The organism is Pseudomonas sp. FSL W5-0203 (assembly GCF_001896155.1).
GTDB lineage: Bacteria > Pseudomonadota > Gammaproteobacteria > Pseudomonadales > Pseudomonadaceae > Aquipseudomonas > Aquipseudomonas paracarnis.
The window spans coordinates 46685-71675 of the sequence record NZ_MPOR01000017.1 but is presented as its reverse complement, the minus strand read 5'-3'; the positions used below and the strand labels follow the sequence as shown (position 1 = coordinate 71675).

At 59.8% G+C, this 24991-nt stretch carries 29 protein-coding genes; 16 read left to right on the top strand and 13 right to left on the bottom strand.

All coding sequences use genetic code 11. From position 1 onward, the window contains the following. The first annotated feature begins 298 nt into the window (after positions 1 to 298). Positions 299 to 916: an FKBP-type peptidyl-prolyl cis-trans isomerase gene (locus BOP96_RS16565; protein ID WP_014719893.1), complete on the top strand. Its 618-nt coding sequence runs from the start codon at positions 299 to 301 to the stop codon at positions 914 to 916. 60 nt (positions 917 to 976) lie between these two features. Here BOP96_RS16565 and BOP96_RS16560 read toward each other — a convergent pair whose 3' ends face one another. The 3 genes from BOP96_RS16560 to BOP96_RS16550 form a co-directional block, all read right to left on the bottom strand. Beyond that, positions 977 to 1234: a PA4570 family protein gene (locus tag BOP96_RS16560; protein ID WP_005791321.1), complete on the bottom strand. Its 258-nt coding sequence runs from the start codon at positions 1232 to 1234 to the stop codon at positions 977 to 979. 160 nt (positions 1235 to 1394) lie between these two features. Further along, positions 1395 to 1736 (bottom strand): zinc ribbon domain-containing protein YjdM, encoded by a 342-nt coding sequence (locus BOP96_RS16555; protein ID WP_014719892.1) that lies wholly within the window; start codon positions 1734 to 1736, stop codon positions 1395 to 1397. Positions 1737 to 1906: 170 nt separating this feature from the next. Continuing rightward, positions 1907 to 2875: a polyprenyl synthetase family protein gene (locus BOP96_RS16550; RefSeq protein ID WP_014719891.1), complete on the bottom strand. Its 969-nt coding sequence runs from the start codon at positions 2873 to 2875 to the stop codon at positions 1907 to 1909. 239 nt (positions 2876 to 3114) lie between these two features. Between BOP96_RS16550 and rplU the strand changes: the two genes are divergently transcribed. The 7 genes from rplU to BOP96_RS16515 all read left to right on the top strand — a co-directional run bounded on the left by rplU (position 3115) and on the right by BOP96_RS16515 (position 8651). Beyond that, positions 3115 to 3429: a 50S ribosomal protein L21 gene (gene rplU / locus BOP96_RS16545; protein WP_007950961.1), complete on the top strand. Its 315-nt coding sequence runs from the start codon at positions 3115 to 3117 to the stop codon at positions 3427 to 3429. A 34-nt stretch (positions 3430 to 3463) separates the two neighbouring features. Next, positions 3464 to 3721: a 50S ribosomal protein L27 gene (rpmA, locus tag BOP96_RS16540; RefSeq protein ID WP_003176049.1), complete on the top strand. Its 258-nt coding sequence runs from the start codon at positions 3464 to 3466 to the stop codon at positions 3719 to 3721. A gap of 192 nt (positions 3722 to 3913) precedes the next feature. Further along, positions 3914 to 5137, top strand: coding sequence for an Obg family GTPase CgtA (gene cgtA / locus BOP96_RS16535; protein ID WP_003194084.1), 1224 nt, complete (start codon positions 3914 to 3916; stop codon positions 5135 to 5137). Positions 5138 to 5246: 109 nt separating this feature from the next. Then, positions 5247 to 6365 (top strand): glutamate 5-kinase, encoded by a 1119-nt coding sequence (gene proB / locus BOP96_RS16530; protein WP_019817476.1) that lies wholly within the window; start codon positions 5247 to 5249, stop codon positions 6363 to 6365. Positions 6366 to 6381: 16 nt separating this feature from the next. Continuing rightward, positions 6382 to 6846 carry a CreA family protein gene (locus tag BOP96_RS16525; RefSeq protein WP_014719889.1) on the top strand — a complete coding sequence of 155 codons (465 nt, stop codon included), beginning with the start codon at positions 6382 to 6384 and terminating at the stop codon, positions 6844 to 6846. 102 nt (positions 6847 to 6948) lie between these two features. Beyond that, positions 6949 to 7431: a glutathione peroxidase gene (locus BOP96_RS16520; protein ID WP_014719888.1), complete on the top strand. Its 483-nt coding sequence runs from the start codon at positions 6949 to 6951 to the stop codon at positions 7429 to 7431. Between the two features lie 116 nt (positions 7432 to 7547). Further along, entirely contained in the window at positions 7548 to 8651 is a 1104-nt protein-coding gene (locus tag BOP96_RS16515; RefSeq protein WP_014719887.1) for an NADH:flavin oxidoreductase, read from the top strand. Positions 8652 to 9030: 379 nt separating this feature from the next. Here BOP96_RS16515 and BOP96_RS16505 read toward each other — a convergent pair whose 3' ends face one another. Further along, complete coding sequence (locus tag BOP96_RS16505) at positions 9031 to 10209, bottom strand: glycosyltransferase family 4 protein (protein WP_019817477.1); 1179 nt, start codon at positions 10207 to 10209, stop codon at positions 9031 to 9033. Positions 10210 to 10263: 54 nt separating this feature from the next. Next, positions 10264 to 11028: a sulfate transporter CysZ gene (gene cysZ, locus BOP96_RS16500; protein ID WP_019817478.1), complete on the bottom strand. Its 765-nt coding sequence runs from the start codon at positions 11026 to 11028 to the stop codon at positions 10264 to 10266. 293 nt (positions 11029 to 11321) lie between these two features. On the opposite strand from cysZ, the gene trxB reads away from it, so the two are divergent. Next, entirely contained in the window at positions 11322 to 12284 is a 963-nt protein-coding gene (gene trxB, locus BOP96_RS16490) for a thioredoxin-disulfide reductase (RefSeq protein WP_003194076.1), read from the top strand. A gap of 170 nt (positions 12285 to 12454) precedes the next feature. Here trxB and BOP96_RS16485 read toward each other — a convergent pair whose 3' ends face one another. Genes BOP96_RS16485 through BOP96_RS16460 form a run of 6 tightly spaced genes read right to left on the bottom strand, consistent with a single transcriptional unit; the run spans position 12455 to position 15369 of the window. Continuing rightward, positions 12455 to 12793: a HopJ type III effector protein gene (locus BOP96_RS16485; RefSeq protein ID WP_014719883.1), complete on the bottom strand. Its 339-nt coding sequence runs from the start codon at positions 12791 to 12793 to the stop codon at positions 12455 to 12457. Continuing rightward, positions 12786 to 13082 (bottom strand): DUF1244 domain-containing protein, encoded by a 297-nt coding sequence (locus BOP96_RS16480; RefSeq protein WP_014719882.1) that lies wholly within the window; start codon positions 13080 to 13082, stop codon positions 12786 to 12788. Before BOP96_RS16480 ends, BOP96_RS16485 begins: the two co-directional genes overlap by 8 nt. Before the next feature lie 15 nt (positions 13083 to 13097). Then, positions 13098 to 13469 carry a dihydroneopterin triphosphate 2'-epimerase gene (folX, locus tag BOP96_RS16475; RefSeq protein ID WP_003194073.1) on the bottom strand — a complete coding sequence of 124 codons (372 nt, stop codon included), beginning with the start codon at positions 13467 to 13469 and terminating at the stop codon, positions 13098 to 13100. A gap of 2 nt (positions 13470 to 13471) precedes the next feature. After that, entirely contained in the window at positions 13472 to 14023 is a 552-nt protein-coding gene (folE, locus tag BOP96_RS16470) for a GTP cyclohydrolase I FolE (RefSeq protein WP_073453369.1), read from the bottom strand. Between the two features lie 20 nt (positions 14024 to 14043). After that, a complete protein-coding gene (gene folM, locus BOP96_RS16465) occupies positions 14044 to 14754 on the bottom strand; it encodes a dihydromonapterin reductase (RefSeq protein ID WP_073453367.1) in 711 nt (236 codons plus the stop codon). A 57-nt stretch (positions 14755 to 14811) separates the two neighbouring features. After that, positions 14812 to 15369: an antibiotic biosynthesis monooxygenase gene (locus BOP96_RS16460; protein ID WP_073453365.1), complete on the bottom strand. Its 558-nt coding sequence runs from the start codon at positions 15367 to 15369 to the stop codon at positions 14812 to 14814. A 213-nt stretch (positions 15370 to 15582) separates the two neighbouring features. Between BOP96_RS16460 and BOP96_RS16455 the strand changes: the two genes are divergently transcribed. Beyond that, positions 15583 to 16545 (top strand): MerR family transcriptional regulator, encoded by a 963-nt coding sequence (locus BOP96_RS16455; protein ID WP_032902534.1) that lies wholly within the window; start codon positions 15583 to 15585, stop codon positions 16543 to 16545. Here BOP96_RS16455 and BOP96_RS16450 read toward each other — a convergent pair. Next, entirely contained in the window at positions 16536 to 17141 is a 606-nt protein-coding gene (locus BOP96_RS16450) for a hypothetical protein (RefSeq protein WP_020302026.1), read from the bottom strand. The genes BOP96_RS16455 and BOP96_RS16450 overlap by 10 nt on opposite strands. 58 nt (positions 17142 to 17199) lie before the next feature. Further along, entirely contained in the window at positions 17200 to 17667 is a 468-nt protein-coding gene (locus BOP96_RS16445) for a PAS domain-containing protein (RefSeq protein ID WP_020302025.1), read from the bottom strand. A gap of 129 nt (positions 17668 to 17796) precedes the next feature. On the opposite strand from BOP96_RS16445, the gene BOP96_RS16440 reads away from it, so the two are divergent. The 6 genes from BOP96_RS16440 (at position 17797) to BOP96_RS16415 (ending at position 24799) form a co-directional block, all read left to right on the top strand. Then, positions 17797 to 18252, top strand: coding sequence for a flavodoxin (locus BOP96_RS16440; RefSeq protein WP_014719876.1), 456 nt, complete (start codon positions 17797 to 17799; stop codon positions 18250 to 18252). A gap of 175 nt (positions 18253 to 18427) precedes the next feature. Next, entirely contained in the window at positions 18428 to 19210 is a 783-nt protein-coding gene (locus BOP96_RS16435) for a class II aldolase/adducin family protein (protein ID WP_073453363.1), read from the top strand. After that, positions 19210 to 20112 carry an alpha/beta fold hydrolase gene (locus BOP96_RS16430; RefSeq protein WP_058410977.1) on the top strand — a complete coding sequence of 301 codons (903 nt, stop codon included), beginning with the start codon at positions 19210 to 19212 and terminating at the stop codon, positions 20110 to 20112. The genes BOP96_RS16435 and BOP96_RS16430 overlap by 1 nt, the downstream gene beginning before the upstream one ends. Before the next feature lie 117 nt (positions 20113 to 20229). After that, a complete protein-coding gene (locus BOP96_RS16425) occupies positions 20230 to 21141 on the top strand; it encodes an SDR family oxidoreductase (protein ID WP_073453361.1) in 912 nt (303 codons plus the stop codon). 481 nt (positions 21142 to 21622) lie between these two features. Next, positions 21623 to 23413, top strand: coding sequence for a DUF1302 domain-containing protein (locus BOP96_RS16420; protein ID WP_014719872.1), 1791 nt, complete (start codon positions 21623 to 21625; stop codon positions 23411 to 23413). A 27-nt stretch (positions 23414 to 23440) separates the two neighbouring features. After that, positions 23441 to 24799 (top strand): DUF1329 domain-containing protein, encoded by a 1359-nt coding sequence (locus tag BOP96_RS16415; RefSeq protein WP_058410978.1) that lies wholly within the window; start codon positions 23441 to 23443, stop codon positions 24797 to 24799. Positions 24800 to 24991 lie beyond the last annotated feature (192 nt).

The following is a 24991-nucleotide window of genomic DNA, read 5'->3' as shown; positions in this document are numbered from 1 at the left end:
CGAGTTTGAGATTGACGCTGATGTTACCGAACCAGCTGTTCATCGAAAGCTCCTTGAAGAGTGATGTCTGTCTGCTGGACGGTGTGTTGTTGTTTGAGCCAGCCAAGATGTGTAGGGCTGTATCGGCGGCAAGGGACAATTCTGAAATACTTTTATTGCCGGGCGACGAAGGGCCATCGGCACGCTAATGCGATGCCGGGGTGGGGCTGATCATGGGCCGCTCTTGTGTGCTAGTCTGCGGGCCCTTTTAGTTCTGGGCAGCGCGGGAAACCGTGGTGTCCTACAGCGGAGCCTCTTCATGTCCGAAGTTAATCTGTCCACCGACGAAACCCGCGTCAGCTACGGTATCGGCCGTCAGTTGGGCGACCAACTGCGCGACAACCCGCCACCGGGCGTGAGCCTGGACGCAATCCTGGCCGGTCTGACCGACGCGTTTGCAGGCCAGCCAAGCCGTGTTGACCAAGAGCAAATGGCAGCCAGCTTCAAAGTAATCCGCGAAATCATGCAAGCCGAAGCCGCTGCCAAGGCTGAAGCTGCTGCGGGCGCTGGCCTGGCTTTCCTGGCAGAAAACGCCAAGCGTGATGGCATCACCACCCTGGCTTCCGGCCTGCAATTTGAAGTGCTGACCGCCGGTACCGGCGCGAAGCCGACCCGTGAAGACCAAGTGCGCACCCACTACCACGGCACCCTGATCGACGGCACTGTGTTCGACAGCTCCTACGAGCGCGGCCAACCTGCGGAATTCCCGGTGGGTGGCGTGATCGCCGGCTGGACCGAAGCCCTGCAACTGATGAATGCCGGCAGCAAATGGCGCCTGTACGTGCCGAGCGAACTGGCTTACGGCGCTCAAGGCGTTGGCAGCATCCCGCCGCACAGCGTTCTGGTATTCGACGTCGAGCTGCTCGACGTTCTGTAAGACCTGCTGATTACCTGTTGGGACGAACGCGTTCGCCCCAACAGGCATTTGCCAGTTTCTTCATGGATGGAACTTGCCATTCAAGTCGGTCGCCGGGCGCAACGCGCGTGCATAGCAGAACAGAAACAGATTCCTTACCACCTCCTTCAGCACCCCAGGCTCACTGGAACTCAGGCCATTCACGTCCAGATCGCCTTGGTCCTGTAGCTCGTTCAGCGCTTCTTCCTCAAGCACCGCACAGACTTCACCGGTTTCCCGATGCAGGATTCGCAGGTAAGGGTGGGGGCGATCCAGCCAGGCATCTATCAAATAAGTCATGGTCGTTCTCCTTGATGGGTTTCAATGAGAATAATTCTTATTCGTAGAATAGCAAGCGTCTATTGGCAGTTTCTGGGTTTTTCTGTGTGGGTATTGCGTTCGATCAACGCAGAGGGCGAAACGCCATCCCGCGGCGGGCGCGGGATGGAATGCAGCAGGATCAGACTTTGCGTACGAACTCGGACTTGAGTTTCATCGGGCCGATCCCGTCGATCTTGCAGTCGATATCGTGGTCGCCGTCGCACAGGCGGATGTTCTTGACCTTGGTGCCGACCTTGACCACCAGGGAAGTGCCCTTGACCTTGAGGTCCTTGATCACGGTGATGGTGTCGCCGTCCTGCAGGACATTGCCCACAGCGTCTTTCTTCACGGTTTCATCACCAGCCACTTCGGCCTCGCCAGTGGCGGACCATTCATGGGCGCATTCCGGGCAGATCAGCTGGGCGCCGTCTTCGTAGGTGTATTCGGAATTGCATTTCGGGCAGGGAGGCAACGTGCTCACTAAAGCTCCTAGAAAGTCAGGGATGGCTAAAAGTCGCACATTATATAGGGTTTTAAACGCGGATGGGGTTGGACTCGTCCTAATGTGGGAGCTGGCTTGCCTGCGATAGCGGCAGTGAGTTCACTCCAGTCATCGCAGGCAAGCCAGCTCCCACATTAAACAGCGCGGAATCAGTGAGTACGGGCGACCGCAAACTCACTCAGCTCAACCAGGGCATCCCGGTATTCACTGGCCGGCAGCGCTTGCAGGCATGTGATCGCCCGCGCCACGTAGTCACGCGCCAGTTGCGCGGTGTACTCCAGGGAACCCGAAGCTTCTACAGCGGCACGGATGGCTTCCAGGTCTTCGATCCCGCCTTTCTGGATCGCCTTGCGCACCAAGGCGGCCTGTTCCGGCGTGCCTTCGCGCATGGTGTAGATCAGCGGCAAGGTCGGCTTGCCCTCGGCCAGGTCGTCACCGACGTTCTTGCCCAGGGTTTCGGCGTCGCCCTTGTAGTCGAGCAGGTCATCCACCAGTTGGAACGCCACGCCCAGATGATCACCAAAGGTACGCAGGGCTTCGGCCTGTTCGGCGGTGGCGCCACACAGCGCGGCAGCACTGTGGGTAGAGGCTTCGAAGAGCATCGCGGTTTTGCCGCGAATTACTTCCATATAGGTTTCTTCGGTGGTGCTGGCGTCGCGCACCTTGGACAGCTGCAACACTTCGCCTTCGGCGATGATGCGCGTGGCCTGTGAAAGAATCTTCATCACCGGCATCGAGCCCAGCTCGACCATCATTTCGAACGAGCGCGAATACAGGAAGTCGCCCACCAACACGCTGGGCGCATTGCCCCACATCGCGTTTGCAGTCTCGCGACCACGGCGCATGCCGGACATGTCGACCACGTCATCATGCAGCAAGGTGGCGGTGTGCAGGAATTCGATCGTGGCGGCCAGCAGGCGCAGGTCATCGCCTTGGCGGCCCAGGGCCTTGCCGCACAGCAACACTAATAAAGGACGCAGGCGTTTGCCGCCCGCCGACGTAATATAGTCGCCAATTTTGGAGACCAGCGGCACTTTAGACGTCAGCTGCTGTTTGATGATGCCGTCGACGGCGCTAAAATCGTCCGCGACCGCGCGGTAGAAAGCTTGGGGTTGCATCAGCGACAGTCGCTCCAGAAGGGTTGCGCGGCATGCTAGGACCCTGACCCCCGGGTGTCAAGGCGCGATAGACGGCCCCTTGCAAGCCTCCCATAGCTTGCGTACAATCGCGCACCCTGAACTTCCTGGGCAGCACCTGCCTTACGCAATTGCATTCGGGACGTCCATCCCATGCAGCCATGCCAGCCAATACCTCTTCTTATAAAGCGCTGGGTGAGCAGGATTATCGGAGAAATACCATGTCGTACGCAGTAATTGTTACTGGTGGCAAGCAATACAAAGTCGCCCCAGGTGAATACCTGAAGATCGAGAAACTGGAAGTCGCTACTGGCGAATCCGTTACTTTTGATCGCGTTCTGTTGGTCGCCAATGGCGATGACGTGAACATCGGCGCTCCAGTTGTTGCTGGCGCTACCGTTGTGGCTGAAGTGATCTCCCAAGGTCGTCACGATAAAGTCCGCATCATCAAGTTCCGTCGTCGTAAGCACCACATGAAGCGTATGGGCCACCGCCAGTGGTACACCGAGATCAAAATCACCGGTATTCAGGCTTAATTTCAGCCTAATTCCTCACTAGGAGAATTGACTCATGGCACACAAAAAAGCTGGTGGTAGTACCCGTAACGGTCGCGACTCAGAAGCCAAACGCCTTGGCGTGAAGATGTATGGCGGCCAGAAAATCATTCCGGGCAACATCATCGTGCGTCAGCGCGGCACCCAATTCCACGCCGGTTACGGTGTTGGCATGGGTAAAGATCACACCCTCTTCGCTAAAATCGAAGGCGTGATCAAGTTCGAAGTAAAGGGCGCGTTCAACCGCCGTTACGTGAGCGTTGTCGCAGCTTAATTGCGAGATCGCTGGAAAAGCCCTGTCTTGCGACGGGGCTTTTTCGTTTGTGGAGTGAGTCTCTTGCAAAGCTGTCTGTGATGAGCTCAGGCGCTGGTTTGCGGTCGCTGATTGAGGTCGCTGCGCTCATTTTTGCAAGAGTCTTATGTCTTGGTTTCTTAAGCTCGTCCATGCGGCGAGAGGCGTTTTGTTATGAAGTTCGTTGATGAAGTTTCCATCCGAGTAAAAGCAGGCGACGGCGGTAACGGTTGCATGAGTTTCCGTCGCGAAAAATTCATCGAAAACGGTGGCCCGAACGGCGGTGACGGCGGTGACGGCGGTTCCATCTACATGATGGCCGACGAAAACCTCAACACCCTGGTCGACTACCGTTACACCCGGCACTTCGATGCCGAGCGTGGCTCCAACGGCGGCAGCACCGACTGCACCGGTAAAAAAGGTGAAGACCTGGTACTGCGCGTACCGGTCGGCACCACGATCATCGACTCCGCGACCCAGGAAGTGATTGGCGACCTGACCAAGGCCGGCCAGAAACTGATGGTTGTGCAGGGCGGCTGGCACGGTTTGGGTAACACCCGATTCAAGTCCAGTACCAACCGTGCACCACGCCAGACCACGCCGGGCAAGCCGGGCGAGCAGCGCGACCTGAAGCTGGAAATGAAAGTACTGGCGGACGTGGGCCTGCTGGGCCTGCCGAACGCGGGTAAAAGTACCTTCATTCGTTCGGTATCGGCCGCCAAGCCGAAAGTGGCCGACTACCCGTTCACGACCCTGGTGCCAAACCTGGGCGTGGTCAGCGTAGACCGCTGGAAAAGCTTCGTAGTCGCCGACATTCCTGGCTTGATCGAAGGCGCTTCCGACGGCGCGGGCCTGGGTATTCGCTTCCTCAAGCACTTGTCCCGTACCCGTTTGCTGCTGCACCTCGTCGACATGGCACCGCTGGATGACACCAGTGCCGCCGATGCCGCCGAAGTCATCGTCAGCGAACTGACCAAGTTCAGCCCGGCCCTGGCCGAGCGCGATCGCTGGTTGGTACTGAACAAGTGCGACCAGATCCTTGAAGAAGAGCACGAAGAGCGCGTCAAGGAGATCGTTGATCGCCTGGAGTGGGAAGGCCCGGTCTACGTCATCTCGGCCATCGCCAAAGAAGGCACCGAGCGCCTGACCCGCGACATCATGCGTTACCTGGAAGACCGTGCCGACCGCCTGGCGGCCGACCCGGTGTACAAGGCCGAACTCGCCGAACTCGACCAGCAGATCGAAGACGAAGCCCGTGCCCAGTTGCAGGCCCTGGACGACCAGCGCGCCCTGCGCCGCAGCGGCGTGAAGTCAGTCCACGACATCGGCGACGATGATTGGGACGAAGAAGACGTGGATGATGAAGATGGCCCGGAAATCATTTACGTGCGTGACTGATCCGTTGCGATAAACTTGAACGCCGCTCCCTGGAGCGGCGTTTTGGTATCCGGGTATAACGTTATGGGCAGCGCTGGGTCGCGCGGCCCTCACTCTAAGGTTGAAGATGATGCGGAGCAAAGTGACAGGTGCGCAGCGCTGGGTCGTGAAAATCGGCAGTGCGCTGTTGACGGCGGATGGCAAGGGTCTGGACCGCGCAGCCATGAGCGTCTGGGTCGAGCAGATGGTGGCCTTGCATGAGGCAGGCGTTGAGTTGGTATTGGTGTCGTCCGGAGCGGTTGCCGCCGGGATGAGCCGTCTCGGCTGGACCGCGCGACCCAGCGCGATGCACGAACTGCAAGCCGCTGCCGCCATCGGCCAGATGGGCCTGGTGCAAGCCTGGGAGTCCAGCTTTGCCGAGCACGGTCGCCACACGGCGCAGGTGCTGCTGACCCACGACGACCTGTCCGACCGCAAGCGCTACCTCAACGCCCGCAGCACCTTGCGCGCGCTGGTGGAGCTCAAGGTCATCCCGGTCATCAACGAGAACGACACCGTGGTCACCGACGAAATCCGCTTCGGTGACAACGACACCCTGGCCGCCCTGGTGGCTAACCTGGTAGAGGCCGACCTGTTGGTGATCCTCACCGACCGCGATGGCATGTTCGACGCCGACCCGCGTAACAACCCCGATGCCCAGCTTATCTACGAAGCCCGCGCCGACGACCCGGCGCTGGATGCGGTCGCCGGCAGCGTCGGCGGTGCCCTGGGCCGCGGTGGCATGCAGACCAAACTGCGCGCCGCTCGCCTGGCCGCGCGTTCCGGTGCCCACACCATCATCGTCGGCGGGCGCCTGGAGCGCGTGCTGGATCGCCTCAAGGCCGGTGAGCGCATTGGTACGCTGCTGTCGCCGGAACGCGGCATGTTGGCCGCGCGCAAGCAGTGGCTGGCCGGGCATCTGCAAACCCGTGGCACCTTGGTGTTGGACGCGGGAGCCGTATCGGCCTTGTCCCAGGGCAACAAGAGCCTGCTGCCGGTGGGTGTGAAGTTGGTACAGGGCAGCTTCCGCCGTGGCGAGATGGTGGTGTGCGTTGCGCCAGACGGTCGCGAGATCGCGCGCGGCCTGGCCAATTACAGCGCCCTGGAAGCACAGAAGATTATTGGACAATCCTCCGACGCCATTGTCGGACTCTTGGGTTATATGGCGGAACCGGAACTGGTTCACCGCGACAACCTGATCCTGGTTTAACCATAGGAAATACACGATGCGCGTGATAAAGGGATTGCTCGGCCTGCTGTTGGCCATGCCGCTGCTGGCTTCGGCCGAAGAAGTCGGCCAGGTGTCGACAGTGTTCAAGTTCGTCGGCCCCAACGACCGGATTGTGGTTGAAGCGTTTGACGACCCCAAGGTCGATGGCGTGACGTGCTACTTGTCCCGCGCCAAGACCGGCGGGGTAAAGGGCGGGCTGGGTCTGGCCGAAGACCGTGCCGAGGCCTCGATCGCTTGCCGCCAGGTGGGCCCGATCCACTTCAAGGGTGAACTCAAGGACGGCGACGAAGTGTTCAAGGAGCGCACCTCGCTGGTGTTCAAGACCATGCAGGTGGTGCGTTTCCTCGACAAGAAGCGCAACACCCTGGTGTATCTGGTCTACAGCGACCGCTTGATCGAAGGCAGCCCGCAGAATGCGGTGACGGCGATCCCGATTTTGCCCTGGCCGACCGCTCAGTAACCTGCAGGCGAGTTTCGTCACCGGCGTCTATGATTGCAGCCTTTCGGGTTGTAAGCTCCGAAGGGCTGCAATGCAAAGAACATGGGATATCTGGAGTTCGTCATGAGTGCTTTCCACGATCTGAAACTCAAAGCCTTGGACGGACAAGCGCTACCGCTGGCGCCTTTCAAGGGCCAAGTCGTGCTGGTGGTGAATGTGGCGTCCAAATGTGGTTTGACCCCGCAATACGCGGCGCTGGAAAACCTCTACCAGCAGTACAGGGACCAAGGGTTCACAGTGCTCGGCTTGCCATGCAACCAGTTTGCAGGCCAGGAGCCCGGCACCGAGCAGGAGATTCAGCAGTTCTGCAGCCTGAACTACGGCGTGACCTTTCCACTGGGCAGCAAGATCGAGGTCAACGGCCCTGATCGGCACCAGCTGTACCGCTTGCTGGCGGGCGAGGGCGCTGAGTTTCCTGGGGATATCACCTGGAACTTCGAGAAATTCCTGTTGGGTAAGGATGGCCGGGTACTTGCGCGTTTCTCGCCCCGTACGCCCCCAGAAGATCCCTCCATCATCCAGGCCATCGAAAAAGCCCTGAGTTGACGCCTACAGGTATTCGGGCGCTTCTATACCTTAATCATTTAGATCAATAGTACTTTGAGAGACGCTCTGCTTTCCATATTATCCACGTCATAAATTTCTCAGCCGTGGAGCGCTCCATGCCCGTCCAAGCCTTGTTCAAACCCTTCCAGCTCGGTGCATTGCAACTGTCGACCCGCGTGGTCATGGCGCCCATGACCCGCTCGTTCTCCCCAGGTGGCGTACCCAACTCGAAAGTCATTGAGTACTACCGTCGCCGTGCCGCTGCCGGTGTGGGCTTGATCATCACTGAAGGCACCGTGGTCGGGCACCCAGCCTCCAACGGCTACCCCAACGTGCCGCATTTTTACGGTGAAGCCGCCTTGGCCGGCTGGAAGAAAGTGGTCGATGCAGTCCACGCCGAAGGCGGCAAGATTGTCCCGCAACTGTGGCATGTGGGCAGTGTGCGCCGTATCGGCACTGAACCTGACGCCAGCGTGCCGGCTTATGGCCCGATGGAAAAGCTCAAGGACGGCAATGTCGTTGTGCACGGCATGACCAAACAGGACATCACGCAGGTGATCAACGCCTTCGCCCAAGCGGCCAAGGATGCCCAGGCGATCGGCATGGACGGCGTGGAAATCCACGGTGCCCACGGCTACCTCGTCGACCAGTTTTTCTGGGAAGGCAGCAACCAGCGCACCGACGAATACGGTGGCAGCCTGGCCAACCGCTCGCGCTTTGCCATCGAACTGATCCAGGCGACCCGCGCCGCTGTCGGCCCGGATTTTCCGATCATCTTGCGTTTCTCCCAGTGGAAGCAGCAGGACTACACCGCGCGCCTGGTACAAAGCCCTGAAGCGTTGGGTGAGTTCCTCAAGCCATTGTCTGACGCTGGCGTGGATATTTTCCACTGTTCCACCCGTCGTTTCTGGGAGCCGGAATTTGAAGGCTCGGACCTCAACCTGGCCGGCTGGACGCGTCAGCTCACCGGCAAGCCAACCATCACGGTGGGCAGCGTGGGCCTGGATGGCGAGTTCCTGCAGTTCATGGTCAACACCGACAAAGTCGCCCAGCCTGCCAGCCTGGAGAAACTGCTGGAGCGCCTGAACAACGATGAGTTCGACCTCGTGGCAGTGGGCCGTGCATTGCTGGTGGACCCGGATTGGGCGGTGAAGGTGCGCGAAGGGCGTGAAGGCGACATCCTGCCCTTCAGTCGTGAGGCGCTGACGACCTTAGTGTAAGGACTCGGACTCCCTGTGATGGGGCACAGGGAGTTCTGTTGCTTTAGTGATTAATACTCTGGCCGCTTATTCAGCTCTTTGTGATGATCAGTCTTGAGCCCATCTTTGTGCCCAGGCTGGCCGTAGGTTGGCGGTTCTGCACGGGATTGATCCAGCCATTGTTGCTGGCGTGTCCACTCCGCGGTTGGCATGTTGACGCCATTGCGTACACCCATTCCATAAATTGGCATTGTTCATTATCTCCATATTCAAAGGGCCTGCTTGATCGGCAGGTCTCTATGATTGGCGTTACGCAACCGTTGGTTCCCGGTTTAAATACCAGGCAAAACTTGAGTGGCCGGTAGCAGGCTGGCCATGCGTTTGATCATTGACCGATTGTTCAGCGCACGTAAGGTTGCGTTGGAAGGTCAAAACTCTCCCCGCACACCCCACGTAACTGATGCTCGAATTGCTCGACAATCGCTGGCCAGCCTTGGCGGCTTGCGTGTTGACGGGCATTGAGGCGCATACGGCGTAAACCTTCTGCGTCCTCCAGCAGCCAATTGGCGGCATCGCAAAACGCATTTTCATCCCCCGGCATCGCCAGCACCCCGTTATAGCCATGACGAATATGCTGGGTGGCGGCTGCCTGGTCGTAGGCCACAACTCCCAGTCCTGAAGCCATGGCCTCCAAAACCACATTACCGAATGTTTCGGTCAGGCTGGGGAACAGGAACACATCGCCGGATGCGTAATGACGAGCCAGTTCTTCACCGCGCAAGGCACCGCAGAAAATGGCGTCGGGAAGGTCTTTCTCCAGCATGGCTCGTTGCGGCCCATCACCAACGATGATCAGTTTCATCTGACGCAGTGGGTATCTGTCTTGCAAGGTCTCGAAACAGCGCTTGAGCAGTCCCAGGTTCTTTTCCTGAGCCAGTCGTCCTACATGCAGTACTGCGATTTGCTCATTATTCAATGCCCAGCGTTCGCGCAGAGTGCTGTCGCGTTTGGCGGGGTGGAACAGTTGGCTGTCGACGCCTCTGGCCAACATCCCCAAGCGCTCAAAATGCCGACGCTCCAGTTCCAGACGCTGACTGGCGCTCGGTACCAGGGTCAGGCTCGAGCGGTTGTGAAACCAGCGCAGGTAATGGGTGACCACGCGACTGAGCAGGCTCAAGCCGTACTGGTTCGAATACTGCTGAAAGTTGGTATGAAAGCCGCTGACGACGCTGATTCCCAACCGCCGCGCCGCCCGCAAAGCGGACAATCCCAGCGGCCCTTCGGTGGCGATATACAACACATCCGGGCGCTGCCGGCTCCAGCGTCGGAGCAGTTTTCGCATCGACGATTGGCCCCATTGCAGCCCTGGGTAACCGGGTAATGGCCAGCCGCGGCACAGCAGCAGTTGATCGTCACTTGATCGGCTCTTATCGGTGTTCTGACGTGGGCGCACCAGTTCGACCTGATGGCCGCGTGAGCGCAAACCCTCGCACAGGCGGCCAAGGGTATTGGCCACCCCGTTGATTTCCGGCGGGAAGGTTTCGGTAATGAGGGTGATGTGAAGCGAGGCTGTCGTCATGACCCACAGTGTCGGCGTGGGCCATGTCGCCATTGTGTCAGTGCGATGATGGATTTATGACTTGGCCACCGCTTGCTGCGCCATCGCCTCGGCGCCTTGTTCACGCACCCAGAACAACGTTGCGCCGGCCACCGCCGCTGGCATCATCAACAGGTTGACCACCGGCACCAGCAGTACCAGGTAGACAATGCCGCCAAAACTCATGCTCTGCCAGCGTTTCTGGCGCAGCCATGCGAGCATCTCGTTCCAGCCCAGCTTATGGTTATCGGCCGGGTAGTCGATGTACTGGATCGCCATCATCCAGACGCCAAACAGCAGCCACAACGGCGCCGCGATCAGGTTGACCACCGGGATGAACGACAGGATAAACAGGCCGATGGCACGTGGCAGGAAGTAACCCAGCTTGCGCATCTCCCGCGCCAGGGTGCGTGGGACCATGGCGGCCAGTTCGGCCCAACTGAACGGCGGGAAGTCGTCGGTGCCACGTACCACGACCTCGACCTTCTCGGCGAGAAACCCGTTGAACGGCGCGGCGATGATATTGGCGAGCATGGTGAACGTGAAAAACACCATCAGCACCACCAGCACAACAAACAGCGGCCACAACAGGTAATTCAAAAAGCCTAGCCAGTGGGGCAGCGTCGGCATCAAGCTATCGACCCACAGGCTGAACTGATGGCCGGCGAAATAGATCAACCCGACGAACAGCACCAGGTTGATCGCCAACGGCAGCAACACGAACAGGCGCAGGCCAGGGCTCAACACCAGTTTGAGGCCTTCACGCAGGTATTGCGGGCCGGAAAGAGCAGGGGCGGGCATGGAATACTCCGAGCAAAATGGCGAACGCGCCGACCTTACCGGCTTTGCACCTGTTGTGAAAGCGCGGGCAGGTAGGCGACATCCAGGGTTACAAAGGTGTCGATTAACTTAATTGCGCGCATAGAGAACACCTATGAGCTGGATTGTTAATGCGTATTTCCTTAATCTTGCCCCCCTCGATACGCTGCACCCATTATTTTCAGGACCTGGCGAGTCAAAGCCTTCCCCAAGTGCTTCGCGGTCCTTTTTTATTCCCGCCGCCCTGTGGTTTGGGCGGTCGGTAGGAGTGAGTCATGTCTGATACCCGTCATTCCCGAGTGATTATTCTCGGTTCCGGCCCTGCCGGTTACAGCGCCGCTGTCTACGCTGCCCGGGCCAATCTCAAGCCGCTGCTGATCACCGGCATGCAGGCGGGCGGTCAGTTGACCACCACTACTGAAGTCGACAACTGGCCTGGCGATGTCCACGGCTTGACCGGCCCGGTGCTGATGGAGCGGATGAAAGAGCACGCCGAGCGCTTTGAAACCGAGATTGTCTTCGACCATATCAACAAGGTCGACTTCTCGAAAAAGCCTTACAGCCTGACCGGTGACAGCGGTGTGTATACCTGCGACGCGCTGATCATCGCCACCGGCGCCAGTGCGCGTTACCTGGGCCTGCCGTCGGAAGAAGCATTCATGGGCAAGGGCGTTTCGGCCTGCGCCACTTGCGATGGTTTCTTCTACCGCAACAAGCCGGTTGCCGTGGTCGGTGGTGGCAACACTGCTGTGGAAGAGGCGCTGTACCTGGCCAACATCGCCAGCACCGTGACCCTGGTTCACCGCCGCGAGACCTTCCGCGCCGAGAAGATCCTGATCGACAAGCTGCACGCCCGTGTCGCTGAAGGCAAGATCATCCTCAAGCTCAACGCCACCCTGGATGAAGTCCTGGGCGACAACATGGGTGTGACCGGTGCCCGTCTGAAAAACAACGACGGCAGCTTCGACGAGCTGAAAGTCGACGGTGTGTTCATCGCCATCGGCCACACCCCGAACACCTCGCTGTTCGAAGGCGTGCTGGAAGCCAAAGACGGGTACCTGGTGGTGCAAGGTGGCCGTGAAGGCAATGCGACCGCGACCAACATCGAAGGTATCTTCGCTGCCGGCGACGTGGCAGACCACGTCTACCGCCAGGCCATCACCTCGGCCGGCGCCGGTTGCATGGCGGCCCTGGATGCCGAGCGTTACCTCGACGGTTTGAAGGACGCTTCGTTCTAAACCTGTGAAATTGAAAAAACCGGCGAAAGCCGGTTTTTTTATGCCTGCGATCTAGCCGAGACACCGCAAAACAAATGTGGGAGCTGGCTTGCCTGCGATAGCGGTGTGATAGTCACCACCGCCCTCGCGGGCAAGCCCGGTTCCCACATTGAGCGGGGTTGATTATTAAATCAGCGGCGAGTCAGAGGCTGTTCAGCAAACTTCACTGCGGCCAGCCCATGGGCAATCAACGCTCGGATATTGCCATGGTCACTGCCCTCAGGCGTCGCCACCACCGACCGATAATGCTCACCAAACGCTAGCAGTGCTTCCTTATCACTCAACCCTTCCAGCAGCGCCAAACCCAGGGTCTTGCACGAACCTTCGTTCTGTCCGGCAGCGTTTTCCACACCGCCGTTGGTGAAAGCTTGCGGCTGGTAGTTGTAACCGGCCGCGACGAACGCCAGGGTGTCGGCAAAGAGGTGTTCGCCACTGTTGAGGCTGGCGCGCAGGGTGTTCAAATCAGTCATGAGGCTTTCCTTTGGCAAACGCGGCCTGTTGGTCGGCGTTGGCTTCTTGCTGGTATTGGGCTTTCCACTCGGCGTACGGCATGCCGTACACCACTTCACGGGCCTCATCGAGGCTGACCTCGATCTGGCGTTCGTCGGCCTCGGCCTTGTACCACTTGGACAGGCAGTTGCGGCAGAAGCCGGCGAGGTTCATCAGGTCGATATTCTGCACATCCTTGCGGCTGTCCAGGTGGGCCACCAATCGGCGAAAGGCGGCGGCTTCGAGTTCGAGGCGTTGTTGGTCGTTCATAGGGCTCACTTGGTATCAGCGGCTGGCGGCCAGAGTGATCGAAACCGACTCGGCAAAGCGCAGCGCGTGGGGCTTGTCCACTTCGACTTCGGCGTACAGCACCGATTCGTTGCTCATCACCAGGTCCAGCAGTTCCTGGGTCAGGCGCTCCAGCAGGGCAAAGCGATTGCCTTCGACGTGAGCGATGATGGCCTTGGTGATGGTGCGGTAGTTCAGGGCGTGGTCGATGTCGTTGTCACGCACGGCTTCCTGGGCGGCATACAGGATGGTCAGGTTGATCAGCACATCCTGTTTGTTGAGGATTTCGTCCTCGTTGATGCCGATAAAGGTGCGCAGGCACAGGTCCTTGACCCGGATACGCGCCATGCCTGGTTGAAGTTGTGGCATTGCTACTTGCTCCGTCCAATCAGTTGCAGGAACTCCATGCGGGTGGTGTTCGACTCGCGAAAGGCGCCGAGCATCACCGAGGTGTTCATGGTTGAATTCTGTTTCTCCACGCCGCGCATCATCATGCACATGTGCTTGGCTTCGATCACCACCGCCACGCCGGCGGCCTGGGTCACGTCCTGGATGGCGTCGGCGATTTGCCGCGTGAGGTTTTCCTGGATCTGTAGGCGCCGGGCGAACATGTCGACAATGCGCGCCAGTTTTGACAGGCCCAGCACCTTGCCGGTCGGAATATAGGCCACATGGGCCTTGCCGATGAAGGGCAGCAGGTGATGCTCGCACAACGAATACAACTCGATGTCCTTGAGGATCACCATCTCGTCATTGTCGGACGCGAACAGTGCGCCGTTGACGATTTCTTCCAGGTTCTGCTCATAGCCATGACACAGGTACTGCATGGCCTTGGCGGCACGCTTGGGCGTGTCGAGCAGGCCCTCGCGCTGCGGGTCTTCGCCCAGGATCTCGCGGTAATGGTGGGGCAGGGATAAGGTCATACAACATCCTCGCAAACGGCTTACTTGATATGCCGCCCGCCGTTGACGGTCAGGGTGGTACCGGTGACATAGGGATTGTCCAGCAGGTAACGCACGCTCTGGTAGATCACCTCGGGTCCGGGCTCGATGCCCAGGGCCGACTTGGCCAGGACTTTGGCGCGATAGGCCGCGTCATCGCCTTCGTTGAACATCACCATCGCCGGTGCGATGCCGTTGACCTTGATCAGCGGCGCGAACTGTGCGGCAAACGATAACGTGAGGCTGTCCAGCCCGGCCTTGGTGGCGCAATAGGCGATGTGCTGCCGGCTGCCCTTGCGCACCACGTCGTCGCTGATATGCACGATATCGGCGGGTGTCGAGCGTTGCAGCAAAGGTGAACAATGCAGGTTGATCAGGTACGGCGCAAGCATGTGCACGCTGAACATGTCGATAAAGGCACGGCTTTCGTCGCCCGGGGTTTCGGCGACCCAGGCTGAAGCGTTGTGGATGATTGCTCGCAGGCTTTGAGTATGGGTTTTGACTGCGGCAATGAAAGCCAGCACGCCGGCTTCGCTGGAGAAATCGGCAAACACGCCGATGGCACCGCGCTCACGCAGCGCCAGCACGCCGGGGCGTTCGCTGCGGTAGCTGAACATCACCGCTTGGCCTTCATCCAACAGGCGCTCGGCACAATGCAGGCCGACACGCTGGCCGGCACCGGTGATCAGGATCGGAGCGTTGGTTGCATTCATGGGAGGCTCAAGTCGCTAGCAGGCTCAAACTATACCAGCGCGCCGGCCTCCCTGTACTCAAGCGGCGGCTTCAGTGACTTTGCGAGGGGGCGAAGGGTGCAGCCAGTTCGTCAGCAGATGGGTCGACAGCGGTATAAAGAAATAAACCATCAACGGGGTGAGTGCTGCGGTGCTCACCAGTACGCGGCTGAACAGGTCCAACTCGCTGAGCAGCGAGCCCAGGCCGAAGTTGAACAGCAGCGATACCGGGAAAAAAGCCAACCAGATGGCCACCGCCTGTTTCCAGCGTGGCGGGCGGGCACCCACTGCGCCAAACCAGCCATCGATACCGCTGACGCGGTGTTCCGACGGGTCGGCAAACAGCTCGCTGCCTCGGCTCAGCCACGCGCTGCGCGACGCGGAGAATTCCCAGGCATGCAGGGTTTTTTCATCGGCAAAGCGGAAGATGATCTGGAACTCATCATCATGGGGTGGCGGGGCCAGCACGCCGGAACCCAGGTAACCGGGGAAGTCAGTCGCCAATTGCTCGCCTTCACGCAGCCAGGCCATCAGTTCTTCGTAGCGACCTTTGGCCACGCGGCGCGCAACCATCAAGGTGACGGGTGAGGTAGACATCGTATATCTCCAAATCAGCAAGTGCGCCGAGCCGGGTAGGCTGTGCACGAACGAGGCTGCGGGGTGGTGCAGCGACGCAAAAGAACAGGCAAGGATTATTCCGGATTTGCCCAAATACGCCAGAAACTTCGGATGGATCGCCGTAGATCTTGAATCATGCAGTTCAATCGGCGTTAAATGGTGTTCAAATTCATACAAGTTTTTTGACCGCTGATGCCCGAAATCACTGCGCCTCTTCGCGAAACGACAGCCGACAGCCACTCTGACTGCGAGGGGCTGTTTCCGATTCGTGAAGTGGCAAGACTCACAGGTGTAAACCCGGTGACCTTGCGGGCGTGGGAGCGTCGCTACGGTTTGATCCAGCCTTTACGCACCGAAAGTGGGCACAGGCTGTACTCAAGCACCGATATCGACACCGTGCACCGCATCCTCGACTGGATCGAACGTGGCGTGGCGGTGAGCAAAGTCGGCAAGCTTTTGGCGCGCGACCCACAGCCCAACGAACCGGCTACCGCGTCACGCAGCGATACCGAACTGGAGTGGCGCCAATGGCAGGCGCAATTGCGGCAGGCCATCAGTGCCTTTGATGATCGTGAGCTCGACCGGTTGTACGGCCAGATCTTCAGCGTCTATTCGACGGCCGTGGTGTTCCAGGACATTCTGGTCCCGCTGTGGCAGCAGTTGTTACGTCACCAAGGCCGCTTTGGCCAAGCCAGCGAGTGGCTGTTCTTCGATAATTTCCTGCGCTCGCGTGTCGCACGGTGCCTGCAAATGGCCTGTGCCTCGCCAGCGCCCAGGGTATTGCTGTCAGCCATTGCCGGAGAGTGCCGTGAGCTGGAGTTGCTGGTGGCGGGCTTGTTGATGTCGAGCGAGAAACTGGCGGTCAAGGTCCTGGGCGTTGGCCAGCCACTGGATGAGTTGACGCTGATCTGTGAGCGCACTCGGCCGCAAGCCCTGGTGCTGTTTTCCAACCATGCCCCTGGCGCAGAGCTGGCGTCGCGGCTCAATCGCCTGGCCTTCACCCTCGACTGCCCGTTGCTGCTGGCTGGAGAGGCGTCAGAGCTGGCGGAACACAGCCTGGAGGGGGCATCGATTGGTTGTCTGGGCAATGACGGGCGCTTGATGCCGCGCCGCTTGCAGCAACTGCTCAGCGGCCATCTGGAGTCTCAGGCATGAACGTGAGGATGAACCAGGCGATGCTGGTGCAGGATGAACTGGCGTAACCGTTCGATCTCATCGGCATCGCTCTGGCTGAGGCGATAAGCGAACAGGCCGCGGGCGGTTTCCCGCTCCAGCGTACCGCGCAGGGCGATGCGTTCGTAGCCGGAAGGGCTGAACCACAGGGAAAACGTCTTTGGCGGTTTGACCCGGCCACGCACTTCTACCAGCACCCCTTTGAATGACACTTCGTGCACCCACAGCGCGCTGGAGTAGCCCTTGATGTTTTCCAGCGCCACCGGCGTTTCAAGCGCCAGGCGCCACGGGCGGATCATCGGCCCATCTTCAAAAATGCTCGGTACGCCCAGGCGCAAATGCACGGCATGAAACTCATCTTCCACCAGGTGCAACGGGAAGGTGAGTTGCTGGTTGTCGAACTGCGCCTGGATGGTGACCTGGTCGTGAGCCGCTAGCCGCGTGAGCAAATCGCGAATCTGTGCGCCGCCATTAACCGTCAGGCTCGACCATGCATCCCGCAGGTTGAGCTGCGGGTTGTGCTGCATGTCCTGGATAAAATCCAGCTCGTCCTGCGTCAATAGCGTGTCGCGTTGCATTGATCTGGCTCAAGGCTGAGGCATTAAAAAGCCATTATCGCTCTAAAGACCGCGTTTTTTACAGTTTGTTAAATCCACTCGTCGCCTTGAGTGCCGCGAGCTCACTTTTGAGCTCGGCTAACTGGGCTTCCAGCTGGGCGACGCGCTGTTGGGCTTTGACTTGAGTGGTGACGTCTTTTTGCACGCCGACGAAATACGTTTGCTTGTCGACCTCGTTGTACACGGTCGAAAGCGACAGTTCGTTCCAGAAAGGCGTGCCGTCTTTGCGAAAGTTGCGCAGGATCTCCCGGCAGGCGCCGCCGCTGTCGAGCGCGTCACGGATGGCGATCAAGGCCGGTTGGTCGCGGTCGCCCGACTGCAGGAAGCGGCAGTCCTGATACAGGATCTCGTCGAGGGTATAGCCGGTCAGCCGTTCGAAGGCCGGGTTGACGTAGATCAGCGGTTTGTCGTTGCCTTCGCGCTCGGCAACAACGATTCCGTCGTTGGACGCATTGACGACCATTTGCAACAGTTTGGCGTTAATCATAGAGCGGTCCATGGCCTGGTTTTGACCTTGCCAGTTTATGGCAAGTCTGGAATGTTGCACGGCGCGCACTGAAATATTGGCACAGGCTGCTAATATCCCACGCTTTCACTCAACCACAGGATCAGATTGATGAAAGTCGCCATCCTCTCCGGCTCGGTCTACGGTACGGCTGAAGAAGTCGCTCGCCACGCGGAAGAAATCCTCAAGGACGCAGGTTTCAACGCCTGGCACAACGCACGTGCCACGCTGGCAGACGTGCAGGCCTTTGCTCCGGATGCATTCCTGGCAGTGACCTCGACCACCGGCATGGGCGAGTTGCCCGACAATCTGCAGCCTCTGTACTCAACCATCCGCGACCAACTGCCCGCCGCCTGGCGCGGCCTGCCGGGAGCGGTCATCGGCCTGGGCGACGCCAGCTATGGCGATACTTTCTGTGGCGGCGGTGAACAAATGCGCGAATTGTTCGCCGAACTGGGCATCCGCGAAGTGCAGCCGATGCTGCGCCTGGACGCCAGCGAAAGCGTCACCCCGGAAGCTGACGCCGAGCCTTGGCTGGCCGATTTGATCACCGCGCTGCGCGGTTGAGCCCCAGGGAGCGCCGTTATTGACGGCGCTTGTTTGACACGTATTTGTACTATTCTCTTGACTGACTCGCTCAGTCATCAAGCTGGCTGCCAAGGAAACTCCTTGCGCCTCGGCGTCTGACTAGACTGGCTCTCACTTTAGACACCATAAGAAGTGCGCCAAGGAGGTCATTGCCATGAGCCTAGCCCCTGCTCCATCGCCACAAAACGTCAAAGCCCAGGTCAGCGCCGCCGAATGGCAAACCCGCGTGGACCTCGCGGCCTGCTATCGCCTGGTGGCCATGCACGGTTGGGATGACCTGATCTTCACGCATATTTCGGCCAAGGTGCCGGGCACTGAAGATTTCCTGATCAACCCCTATGGGCTGATGTTCCACGAGATCACCGCGTCGAGCCTGGTCAAGGTTGACCAGGCCGGCAATAAGCAAATGGACAGCCCCTACGAGATCAACCCCGCGGGCTACACCATCCACAGCGCCATCCACGAAGTGCGCCACGACGTGACCTGCGTGCTGCACACCCACACTGCTGCGGGCGTGGCGGTGTGTGCGCAAAAGCAGGGTGTGTTGCCCATCAGCCAGCAATCGCTGTTCGTGCTGTCGAGCCTTGGCTATCACGCCTATGAGGGCGTGGCGCTCAATCACGAGGAAAAGGCCCGGCTGCAAGCGGATCTGGGCCAGAACAATTTCCTGATGCTGCACAACCACGGCCTGCTGACCTGCGCCGGCACCATCGCCGATACCTTCCTGATGATGTTCACCTTCCAGCGCGCCTGCGAGATCCAGGTGCTGGCCCAGAGCGGCGGCACCGAGTTGATCGCCATCGAACCGCAGATTCTCGCCGGTGCCAAGGCGATGGTGGCAGCTGTCACAAAAAGCGCCCAAGGTATGGGTGGTGCGCTGGCCTGGCCGGCGCTGCTACGCAAATTGGACCACCAGGACCCCGGGTATAAAAGCTGATGCCACTCGCCGAGATACCGCTCAGAGCCTGGCGCAAGCGCGGCCAGGACTTCGTCTTTCGTGGCCACACCGTGCGATATTGGATGGCCGGGCAGGGCGAGCCGTTGCTGCTGATCCATGGTTTCCCCACGGCCAGTTGGGACTGGCACTACCTGTGGCAACCCCTGGCCCAGCGCAATCTGGTGATTGCCTGCGACATGCTCGGCTTTGGCGACTCGGCCAAACCCATGGACCACGACTATTGCCTGTTGGAACAGGCCGATCTGCAACAGGCGCTGCTTGAGCACCTGCGCGTAGAGCAGCCGGTGCATGTGTTGGCTCATGACTACGGCGACAGTGTCGCCCAGGAATTATTGGCTCGGCATTACGAGGGCCGGTTCCCGATGGCGAGTTGTGTATTTCTCAACGGCGGGCTGTTTCCGGAAACCCATCGGCCGGCGCTGGTGCAAAAGCTGCTGCTCAGCCCGTTGGGCTGGATGATCGGTCGGGCCTTTGGGCGCAATGCCTTGGCCAGCAGTTTCAACCAGATCTTCGGCCCCCAGACGCGGCCCAGTGAAAGCGTGCTGGATGATTTCTGGAGTTTGATCAGTTGCAACGACGGCCCGCGTATCCTGCACAAACTCATCGCCTACATCCCCCAGCGCCGTCGTCTGCGCGAGCGCTGGCTCACGGCCATGCAGCGAGGTGAAGTGCCGCTGCGGGTGATCGACGGCGAAGTAGACCCGATTTCCGGGGCTCATATGGTCGAGCGCTATCGCCAACTGGTGCCCGCGCCCGACACGATAAGGCTGGCCAATATCGGCCACTACCCGCAGATCGAGGCGCCGGTCCAGGTGCTCAAGCATTACCAGGCGTTTCGTGAGCGCATCAGCCAGCCTTCACCGCGCGCGGCCTATTCCTGATTCCGCGCATCATCCCGCTGCCTTATCAAGCACCATTCAGCCCCGGCCGTCTTTATTGTGACCAAAGGCTGCGTGCGTGACACTCTGCCTATCCCATTGTCGCCAGCGGAGTTCGGTATGAGTGAGTCAGTGCAGTTCCAGGATAAGGTCGTGATCGTCACCGGCGCCGGTGGTGGCTTGGGCCAGGCCCATGCGCTGCTGTTCGCCAAGCACGGGGCCAAAGTGCTGGTCAACGACCTCGGTGGCTCAACCCAAGGCGAGGGCGCCAACGCCTCGGCGGCCGACCGGGTGGTGGCGCAGATCCGCGCGGCAGGCGGTATTGCCGAGGCCAACCATGACTCCGTCACCGACGGCGACAAGATCGTACAGAACGCCCTGGATGTTTTCGGCCGGGTCGACGTGGTGGTCAACAACGCCGGCATCCTGCGCGACAAGACCTTTCACAAAATGGACGACAACGACTGGGACCTGGTTTACCGGGTGCATGTCGAAGGTGCCTACAAAGTCACCCGCGCCGCCTGGCCGCATTTGCGCGAGCAGGGTTATGGCCGGGTGATCTTCACGGCGTCGACGTCAGGCATTTACGGCAACTTCGGCCAGTCCAACTACGGCATGGCCAAGTTGGGCCTGTATGGCTTGACCCGCACCCTGGCGCTGGAAGGGCGCAAGAACAACATCCTGGTCAACGCGATTGCCCCCACCGGCGGCACGCGCATGACCGAAGGGCTGATCCCGCCGCAGGTGTTCGAGCGCCTCAAGCCGGAACTGGTCAGCCCGCTGGTGGTGTACCTGGGCAGTGACGCCTGTGAAGAAACCGCAGGCTTGTTTGAAGTGGGTGGCGGCTGGATCGGCAAGACCCGTTGGGAGCGCAGCCTGGGTGTGGGTTTTGATCCCGAGGCCGGTTTTTCGCCGCAGGATGTGGCCGCGCACTGGCAGCAGATCTGCGATTTCGAAGGGGCTGCGCACCCCAAGGACAATATCGAGGCACTGAAGGAAATGATGGCCAACTTGCAGAAGTTCAGCCTCTGATCATTGCCGGTAAATCAATGAATCCCACGGGGCGTCGATGACGCCCCGTTTTATTGCAGGCATAAAAAAGGCCGCTGCATAGGCAGCGGCCGAAGTAAGACGTTGGATCAAGGAGCGACAAATCAACGTCAGTGAACACCGGGAACAGACTGATTACGGGATCAATCCGTTATAAATCAGCTTTTCTCCCCAATGCGGGAGCGGGCTGTTTGCCCTGAAAGCCAGGCAAGAATAGTCGGTTGTAACAAAATGAGTAATAGCGAATCAGGACAAGGACTATTACCAGATCGGCAATAATTACAGGGCGCCATCGATCCTTCTGATAACCCTTCATCCATCGCATGCATGTCATCAAGCCAACGCCCGGCCAGAGAACCCCGTCATCCTTTCGAGCGACAACACGAATACCTCCTTGGTGCGCTTATCGCTCCTCAAGGGCGGCAGTAGGGTGGGGCCTTCTGTCACTCACCGGGGAAGACGCATGACAAAAACAATAATGCGCGCCATCTTCACGCCACAGGCGCTGGCCACTGCGGTTGCGCTGGGCTGCTGTGCCCAGGCGCAGGCTGTTTCGTTCAACATCGGCGAGATCGAAGGGCAATTCGACTCCTCGCTGTCGGTCGGCGCCAGTTGGGGCATGCGCGATGCCGATAAAAGCCTGGTCGGCACGGTCAATGGCGGGACGGGCCAGGCGTCCACCGGGGATGACGGGCGCCTCAACTTCAAGAAGGGCGAGACCTTCTCCAAGATCTTCAAGGGGCTGCACGACCTTGAGTTGAAGTACGGCGACACCGGGGTATTCGTGCGTGGCAAGTATTGGTACGACTTCGAGCTCAAGGACGAAGACCGCGAGTTCAAGCCCATCAGCGATCACAACCGCAAGGAAGGCGCCAAGTCCAGCGGTGCGCAGATCCTCGATGCCTTCGTCTACCACAACTACTCCCTGGGCGACCTGCCCGGCACCGTGCGCGCCGGCAAGCAGGTGGTCAGTTGGGGCGAAAGTACCTTCATCGGTAACTCCATCAACAGCATCAACCCGATCGACGTGTCGGCGTTTCGCAGGCCCGGTGCCGAGATCAAGGAAGGCTTGATCCCGGTGAACATGCTGTTTGCCTCCCAGAGCCTGACCAATCAACTGACAGTGGAAGGTTTCTACCAACTGGAATGGGACCAGACGGTGCTCGACAACTGCGGCACCTTCTTCGGTGGGGACGTGGCGGCGGACGGCTGCACCAATAACTACACCGTGGGCAGCCCGGCGATCCGACCGCTGCAACCGGTGGCCGCTGCCTTTGGTCAAGGGTTTGGCGTGACCAATGAAGGCGTGATCGTGCGGCGTGCCGGTGACCGCGATGCGCGTGACTCCGGCCAGTTCGGCGCGGCCCTGCGCTGGCTGGGCGATGACACTGAATACGGCCTGTATTTCATGAACTACCACAGCCGTACACCGACCGTCGGCACCCTGACCGCCAATACCAACCTGGCCACCATCGGGCGCATCATCAACACCGCCAACGCCCTAGCACCCGGTTCCGGGGGCGGTTTGGCGCAAAGCACCATGCTTGGCCGCGGCCAGTACTACCTGGATTACCCGGAAGACATCCGCCTGTTCGGCGCCAGTTTCTCCACCACCTTGCCCACGGGCACGGCGTGGACCGGCGAAATCAGCTATCGGCCCAATGCGCCGGTGCAGCTCAACACCACTGACCTGACCCTGGCCCTGGTCAATCCCATTGCGGGCCAACTCGCCTCACCCATCCGCAGCAATTTCGGCGATGACAACAAAGGCTATCGCCGCAAGGAAATCACCCAGATCCAGAGCACCATGACCCAGTTCTTCGACCAGGTACTGGGCGCCGAGCGCCTGACCCTGGTGGGCGAAGCGGCGGTGGTGCACGTCGCCGGCCTGGAAGACAAAACCAAACTGCGTTACGGCCGAGACTCGGTGTACGGCGCCTACGGTTTTCAAGGTGACACCGACGGTTTTGTCACCTCCACCTCGTGGGGCTACCGGGCGCGGGCGATCCTTGACTACAACAACGCCATTGCCGGTGTGAACCTCAAGCCCAACCTGTCCTGGTCCCACGACGTGGCGGGCTACGGCCCCAACGGCCTGTTCAACAAAGGCGCCAAGGCCATCAGCGTCGGCGTGGATGCGGACTATCGCAGCACCTACACCGCAAGCCTGAGCTACACCGACTTTTTTGGCGGTGACTACAACACCCTGACCGACCGCGACTTCCTCGCCCTCAGCTTCGGCGTGAACTTCTGATCTGGCTTAAAAGAAGGACAAGACCCTATGCGTAAGATGATTGCAATGTTGGCCCTGAGCGTATTGGCCGCCAACGTAATGGCGGCGGTATCGCCCGAAGAAGCAGCCAAGCTCGGCACTTCCCTGACCCCGGTCGGCGCGGAAAAAGCCGGCAACGCCGATGGCTCGATTCCGGCCTGGACCGGCGGCATCCCCAAGAATGCAGGCGCGGTGGACAGCAAGGGGTTTCTCGCCGACCCCTTCGCCAGTGAAAAACCACTGTTCGTGATCACCGCTGCCACGGTGGACAAGTACAAGGACAAGCTCTCCGACGGCCAGGTGGCGATGTTCAAGCGCTACCCCGAGACCTACAAGATTCCGGTGTACACCAGCCACCGCACGGTCAACTTGCCGGCGGACATTTACGAGTCGATCAAGCGCAGCGCCGTGAATGTGAAGGCGATCAACGATGGCAACGGCCTGGAGAATTTTACCGGCAACCGTTACTACGCGTTCCCTATCCCGAAGAATGGCGTGGAGGTGCTGTGGAATCACATCACCCGTTACCACGGCGGCAACCTGCGGCGCATCATCACCCAGGCCACGCCACAGACCAATGGCAGCTACACGCCGATCCGTTTCGAAGAAGAAGTGGCGGTGCCGCAAGCCATCCCGGATATCGACCCGGCCAAGGCCGCCAACGTGCTCAGCTATTTCAAGCAATCGGTCACCGCCCCGGCGCGGCTGGCGGGCAACGTACTGCTGGTGCATGAAACCCTCGACCAGGTGAAGGAACCGCGCCTGGCCTGGATCTACAACGCCGGCCAGCGCCGTGTGCGGCGCGCGCCGCAGGTGTCCTACGACGGCCCAGGCACCGCCTCCGACGGCCTGCGCACCACCGACAACTTCGACATGTTCTCCGGCGCACCCGACCGTTATGACTGGAAACTGGTGGGCAAGAAGGAGATGTACATTCCCTACAATAGCTACAAGCTCGATTCGCCAAGCCTCAAGTACGACGACATCATCAAGGCCGGGCATATCAACCAGGACCTGACCCGTTACGAGTTGCACCGCGTGTGGGAAGTGGTCGGCACCGTCAAGCCCAGCGAGCGGCACATCTATGCCAAACGCCATATGTTCATCGACGAAGACAGCTGGCAAGTCGCCCTGGTGGACCACTACGACGGCCGCGGCCAACTGTGGCGCGTTGCCGAAGGCCATGCGCAGTTCTACTACGACCACCAGGTGCCGGCCTACACCGTGGAAACCCTGTACGACCTGATTGCCGGACGCTACATCGCGCTGGGCATGAAGAACGAGGAGAAAAGCAGTTTCGTGTTCGGTTTCGCAGCCAAGGCGGCGGACTACACCCCGGCTGCACTGAGGTCGGCGGGCGTTCGCTGATTCCACACTGAAATGAGGTTGGAAATGTGGGAGCTGGCTTGCCTGCGATGGCGGTGGGCCAGGCCGCTCATCGATTGCTGTTGCACCGCCATCGCAGGCAAGCCAGCTCCCACACTGAAGGACGTATACCTTGGTTTTTATGGTCTTCAATCAACCCGCTGAATACTTCTTCAACAACCGCCAACCACAGGT

Excerpts from the sequence above, each read along its gene's own strand:
- proB (WP_019817476.1), top strand. The coding sequence starts at position 5,247 with ATGCGGAGCAAAGTGACAGGTGCGCAGCGCTGGGTCGTGAAAATCGGC.
- BOP96_RS16525 (WP_014719889.1), top strand. The coding sequence starts at position 6,382 with ATGCGCGTGATAAAGGGATTGCTCGGCCTGCTGTTGGCCATGCCGCTG.
- BOP96_RS16520 (WP_014719888.1), top strand. The coding sequence starts at position 6,949 with ATGAGTGCTTTCCACGATCTGAAACTCAAAGCCTTGGACGGACAAGCG.
- BOP96_RS16455 (WP_032902534.1), top strand. The coding sequence starts at position 15,583 with ATGCCCGAAATCACTGCGCCTCTTCGCGAAACGACAGCCGACAGCCAC.
- BOP96_RS16505 (WP_019817477.1), bottom strand. The coding sequence starts at position 10,209 with ATGACGACAGCCTCGCTTCACATCACCCTCATTACCGAAACCTTCCCG.
- BOP96_RS16560 (WP_005791321.1), bottom strand. The coding sequence starts at position 1,234 with ATGACTTATTTGATAGATGCCTGGCTGGATCGCCCCCACCCTTACCTG.
- BOP96_RS16450 (WP_020302026.1), bottom strand. The coding sequence starts at position 17,141 with ATGCAACGCGACACGCTATTGACGCAGGACGAGCTGGATTTTATCCAG.
- BOP96_RS16445 (WP_020302025.1), bottom strand. The coding sequence starts at position 17,667 with ATGATTAACGCCAAACTGTTGCAAATGGTCGTCAATGCGTCCAACGAC.
- folE (WP_073453369.1), bottom strand. The coding sequence starts at position 14,023 with ATGACCTTATCCCTGCCCCACCATTACCGCGAGATCCTGGGCGAAGAC.
- trxB (WP_003194076.1), top strand. The coding sequence starts at position 11,322 with ATGTCTGATACCCGTCATTCCCGAGTGATTATTCTCGGTTCCGGCCCT.
- BOP96_RS16515 (WP_014719887.1), top strand. The coding sequence starts at position 7,548 with ATGCCCGTCCAAGCCTTGTTCAAACCCTTCCAGCTCGGTGCATTGCAA.
- BOP96_RS16460 (WP_073453365.1), bottom strand. The coding sequence starts at position 15,369 with ATGTCTACCTCACCCGTCACCTTGATGGTTGCGCGCCGCGTGGCCAAA.
- BOP96_RS16430 (WP_058410977.1), top strand. The coding sequence starts at position 19,210 with ATGCCACTCGCCGAGATACCGCTCAGAGCCTGGCGCAAGCGCGGCCAG.
- BOP96_RS16420 (WP_014719872.1), top strand. The coding sequence starts at position 21,623 with ATGACAAAAACAATAATGCGCGCCATCTTCACGCCACAGGCGCTGGCC.
- folM (WP_073453367.1), bottom strand. The coding sequence starts at position 14,754 with ATGAATGCAACCAACGCTCCGATCCTGATCACCGGTGCCGGCCAGCGT.
- BOP96_RS16485 (WP_014719883.1), bottom strand. The coding sequence starts at position 12,793 with ATGACTGATTTGAACACCCTGCGCGCCAGCCTCAACAGTGGCGAACAC.
- rpmA (WP_003176049.1), top strand. The coding sequence starts at position 3,464 with ATGGCACACAAAAAAGCTGGTGGTAGTACCCGTAACGGTCGCGACTCA.
- BOP96_RS16550 (WP_014719891.1), bottom strand. The coding sequence starts at position 2,875 with ATGCAACCCCAAGCTTTCTACCGCGCGGTCGCGGACGATTTTAGCGCC.
- rplU (WP_007950961.1), top strand. The coding sequence starts at position 3,115 with ATGTCGTACGCAGTAATTGTTACTGGTGGCAAGCAATACAAAGTCGCC.
- cysZ (WP_019817478.1), bottom strand. The coding sequence starts at position 11,028 with ATGCCCGCCCCTGCTCTTTCCGGCCCGCAATACCTGCGTGAAGGCCTC.
- BOP96_RS16415 (WP_058410978.1), top strand. The coding sequence starts at position 23,441 with ATGCGTAAGATGATTGCAATGTTGGCCCTGAGCGTATTGGCCGCCAAC.
- folX (WP_003194073.1), bottom strand. The coding sequence starts at position 13,469 with ATGCCACAACTTCAACCAGGCATGGCGCGTATCCGGGTCAAGGACCTG.
- BOP96_RS16440 (WP_014719876.1), top strand. The coding sequence starts at position 17,797 with ATGAAAGTCGCCATCCTCTCCGGCTCGGTCTACGGTACGGCTGAAGAA.
- BOP96_RS16425 (WP_073453361.1), top strand. The coding sequence starts at position 20,230 with ATGAGTGAGTCAGTGCAGTTCCAGGATAAGGTCGTGATCGTCACCGGC.
- cgtA (WP_003194084.1), top strand. The coding sequence starts at position 3,914 with ATGAAGTTCGTTGATGAAGTTTCCATCCGAGTAAAAGCAGGCGACGGC.
- BOP96_RS16435 (WP_073453363.1), top strand. The coding sequence starts at position 18,428 with ATGAGCCTAGCCCCTGCTCCATCGCCACAAAACGTCAAAGCCCAGGTC.
- BOP96_RS16565 (WP_014719893.1), top strand. The coding sequence starts at position 299 with ATGTCCGAAGTTAATCTGTCCACCGACGAAACCCGCGTCAGCTACGGT.
- BOP96_RS16480 (WP_014719882.1), bottom strand. The coding sequence starts at position 13,082 with ATGAACGACCAACAACGCCTCGAACTCGAAGCCGCCGCCTTTCGCCGA.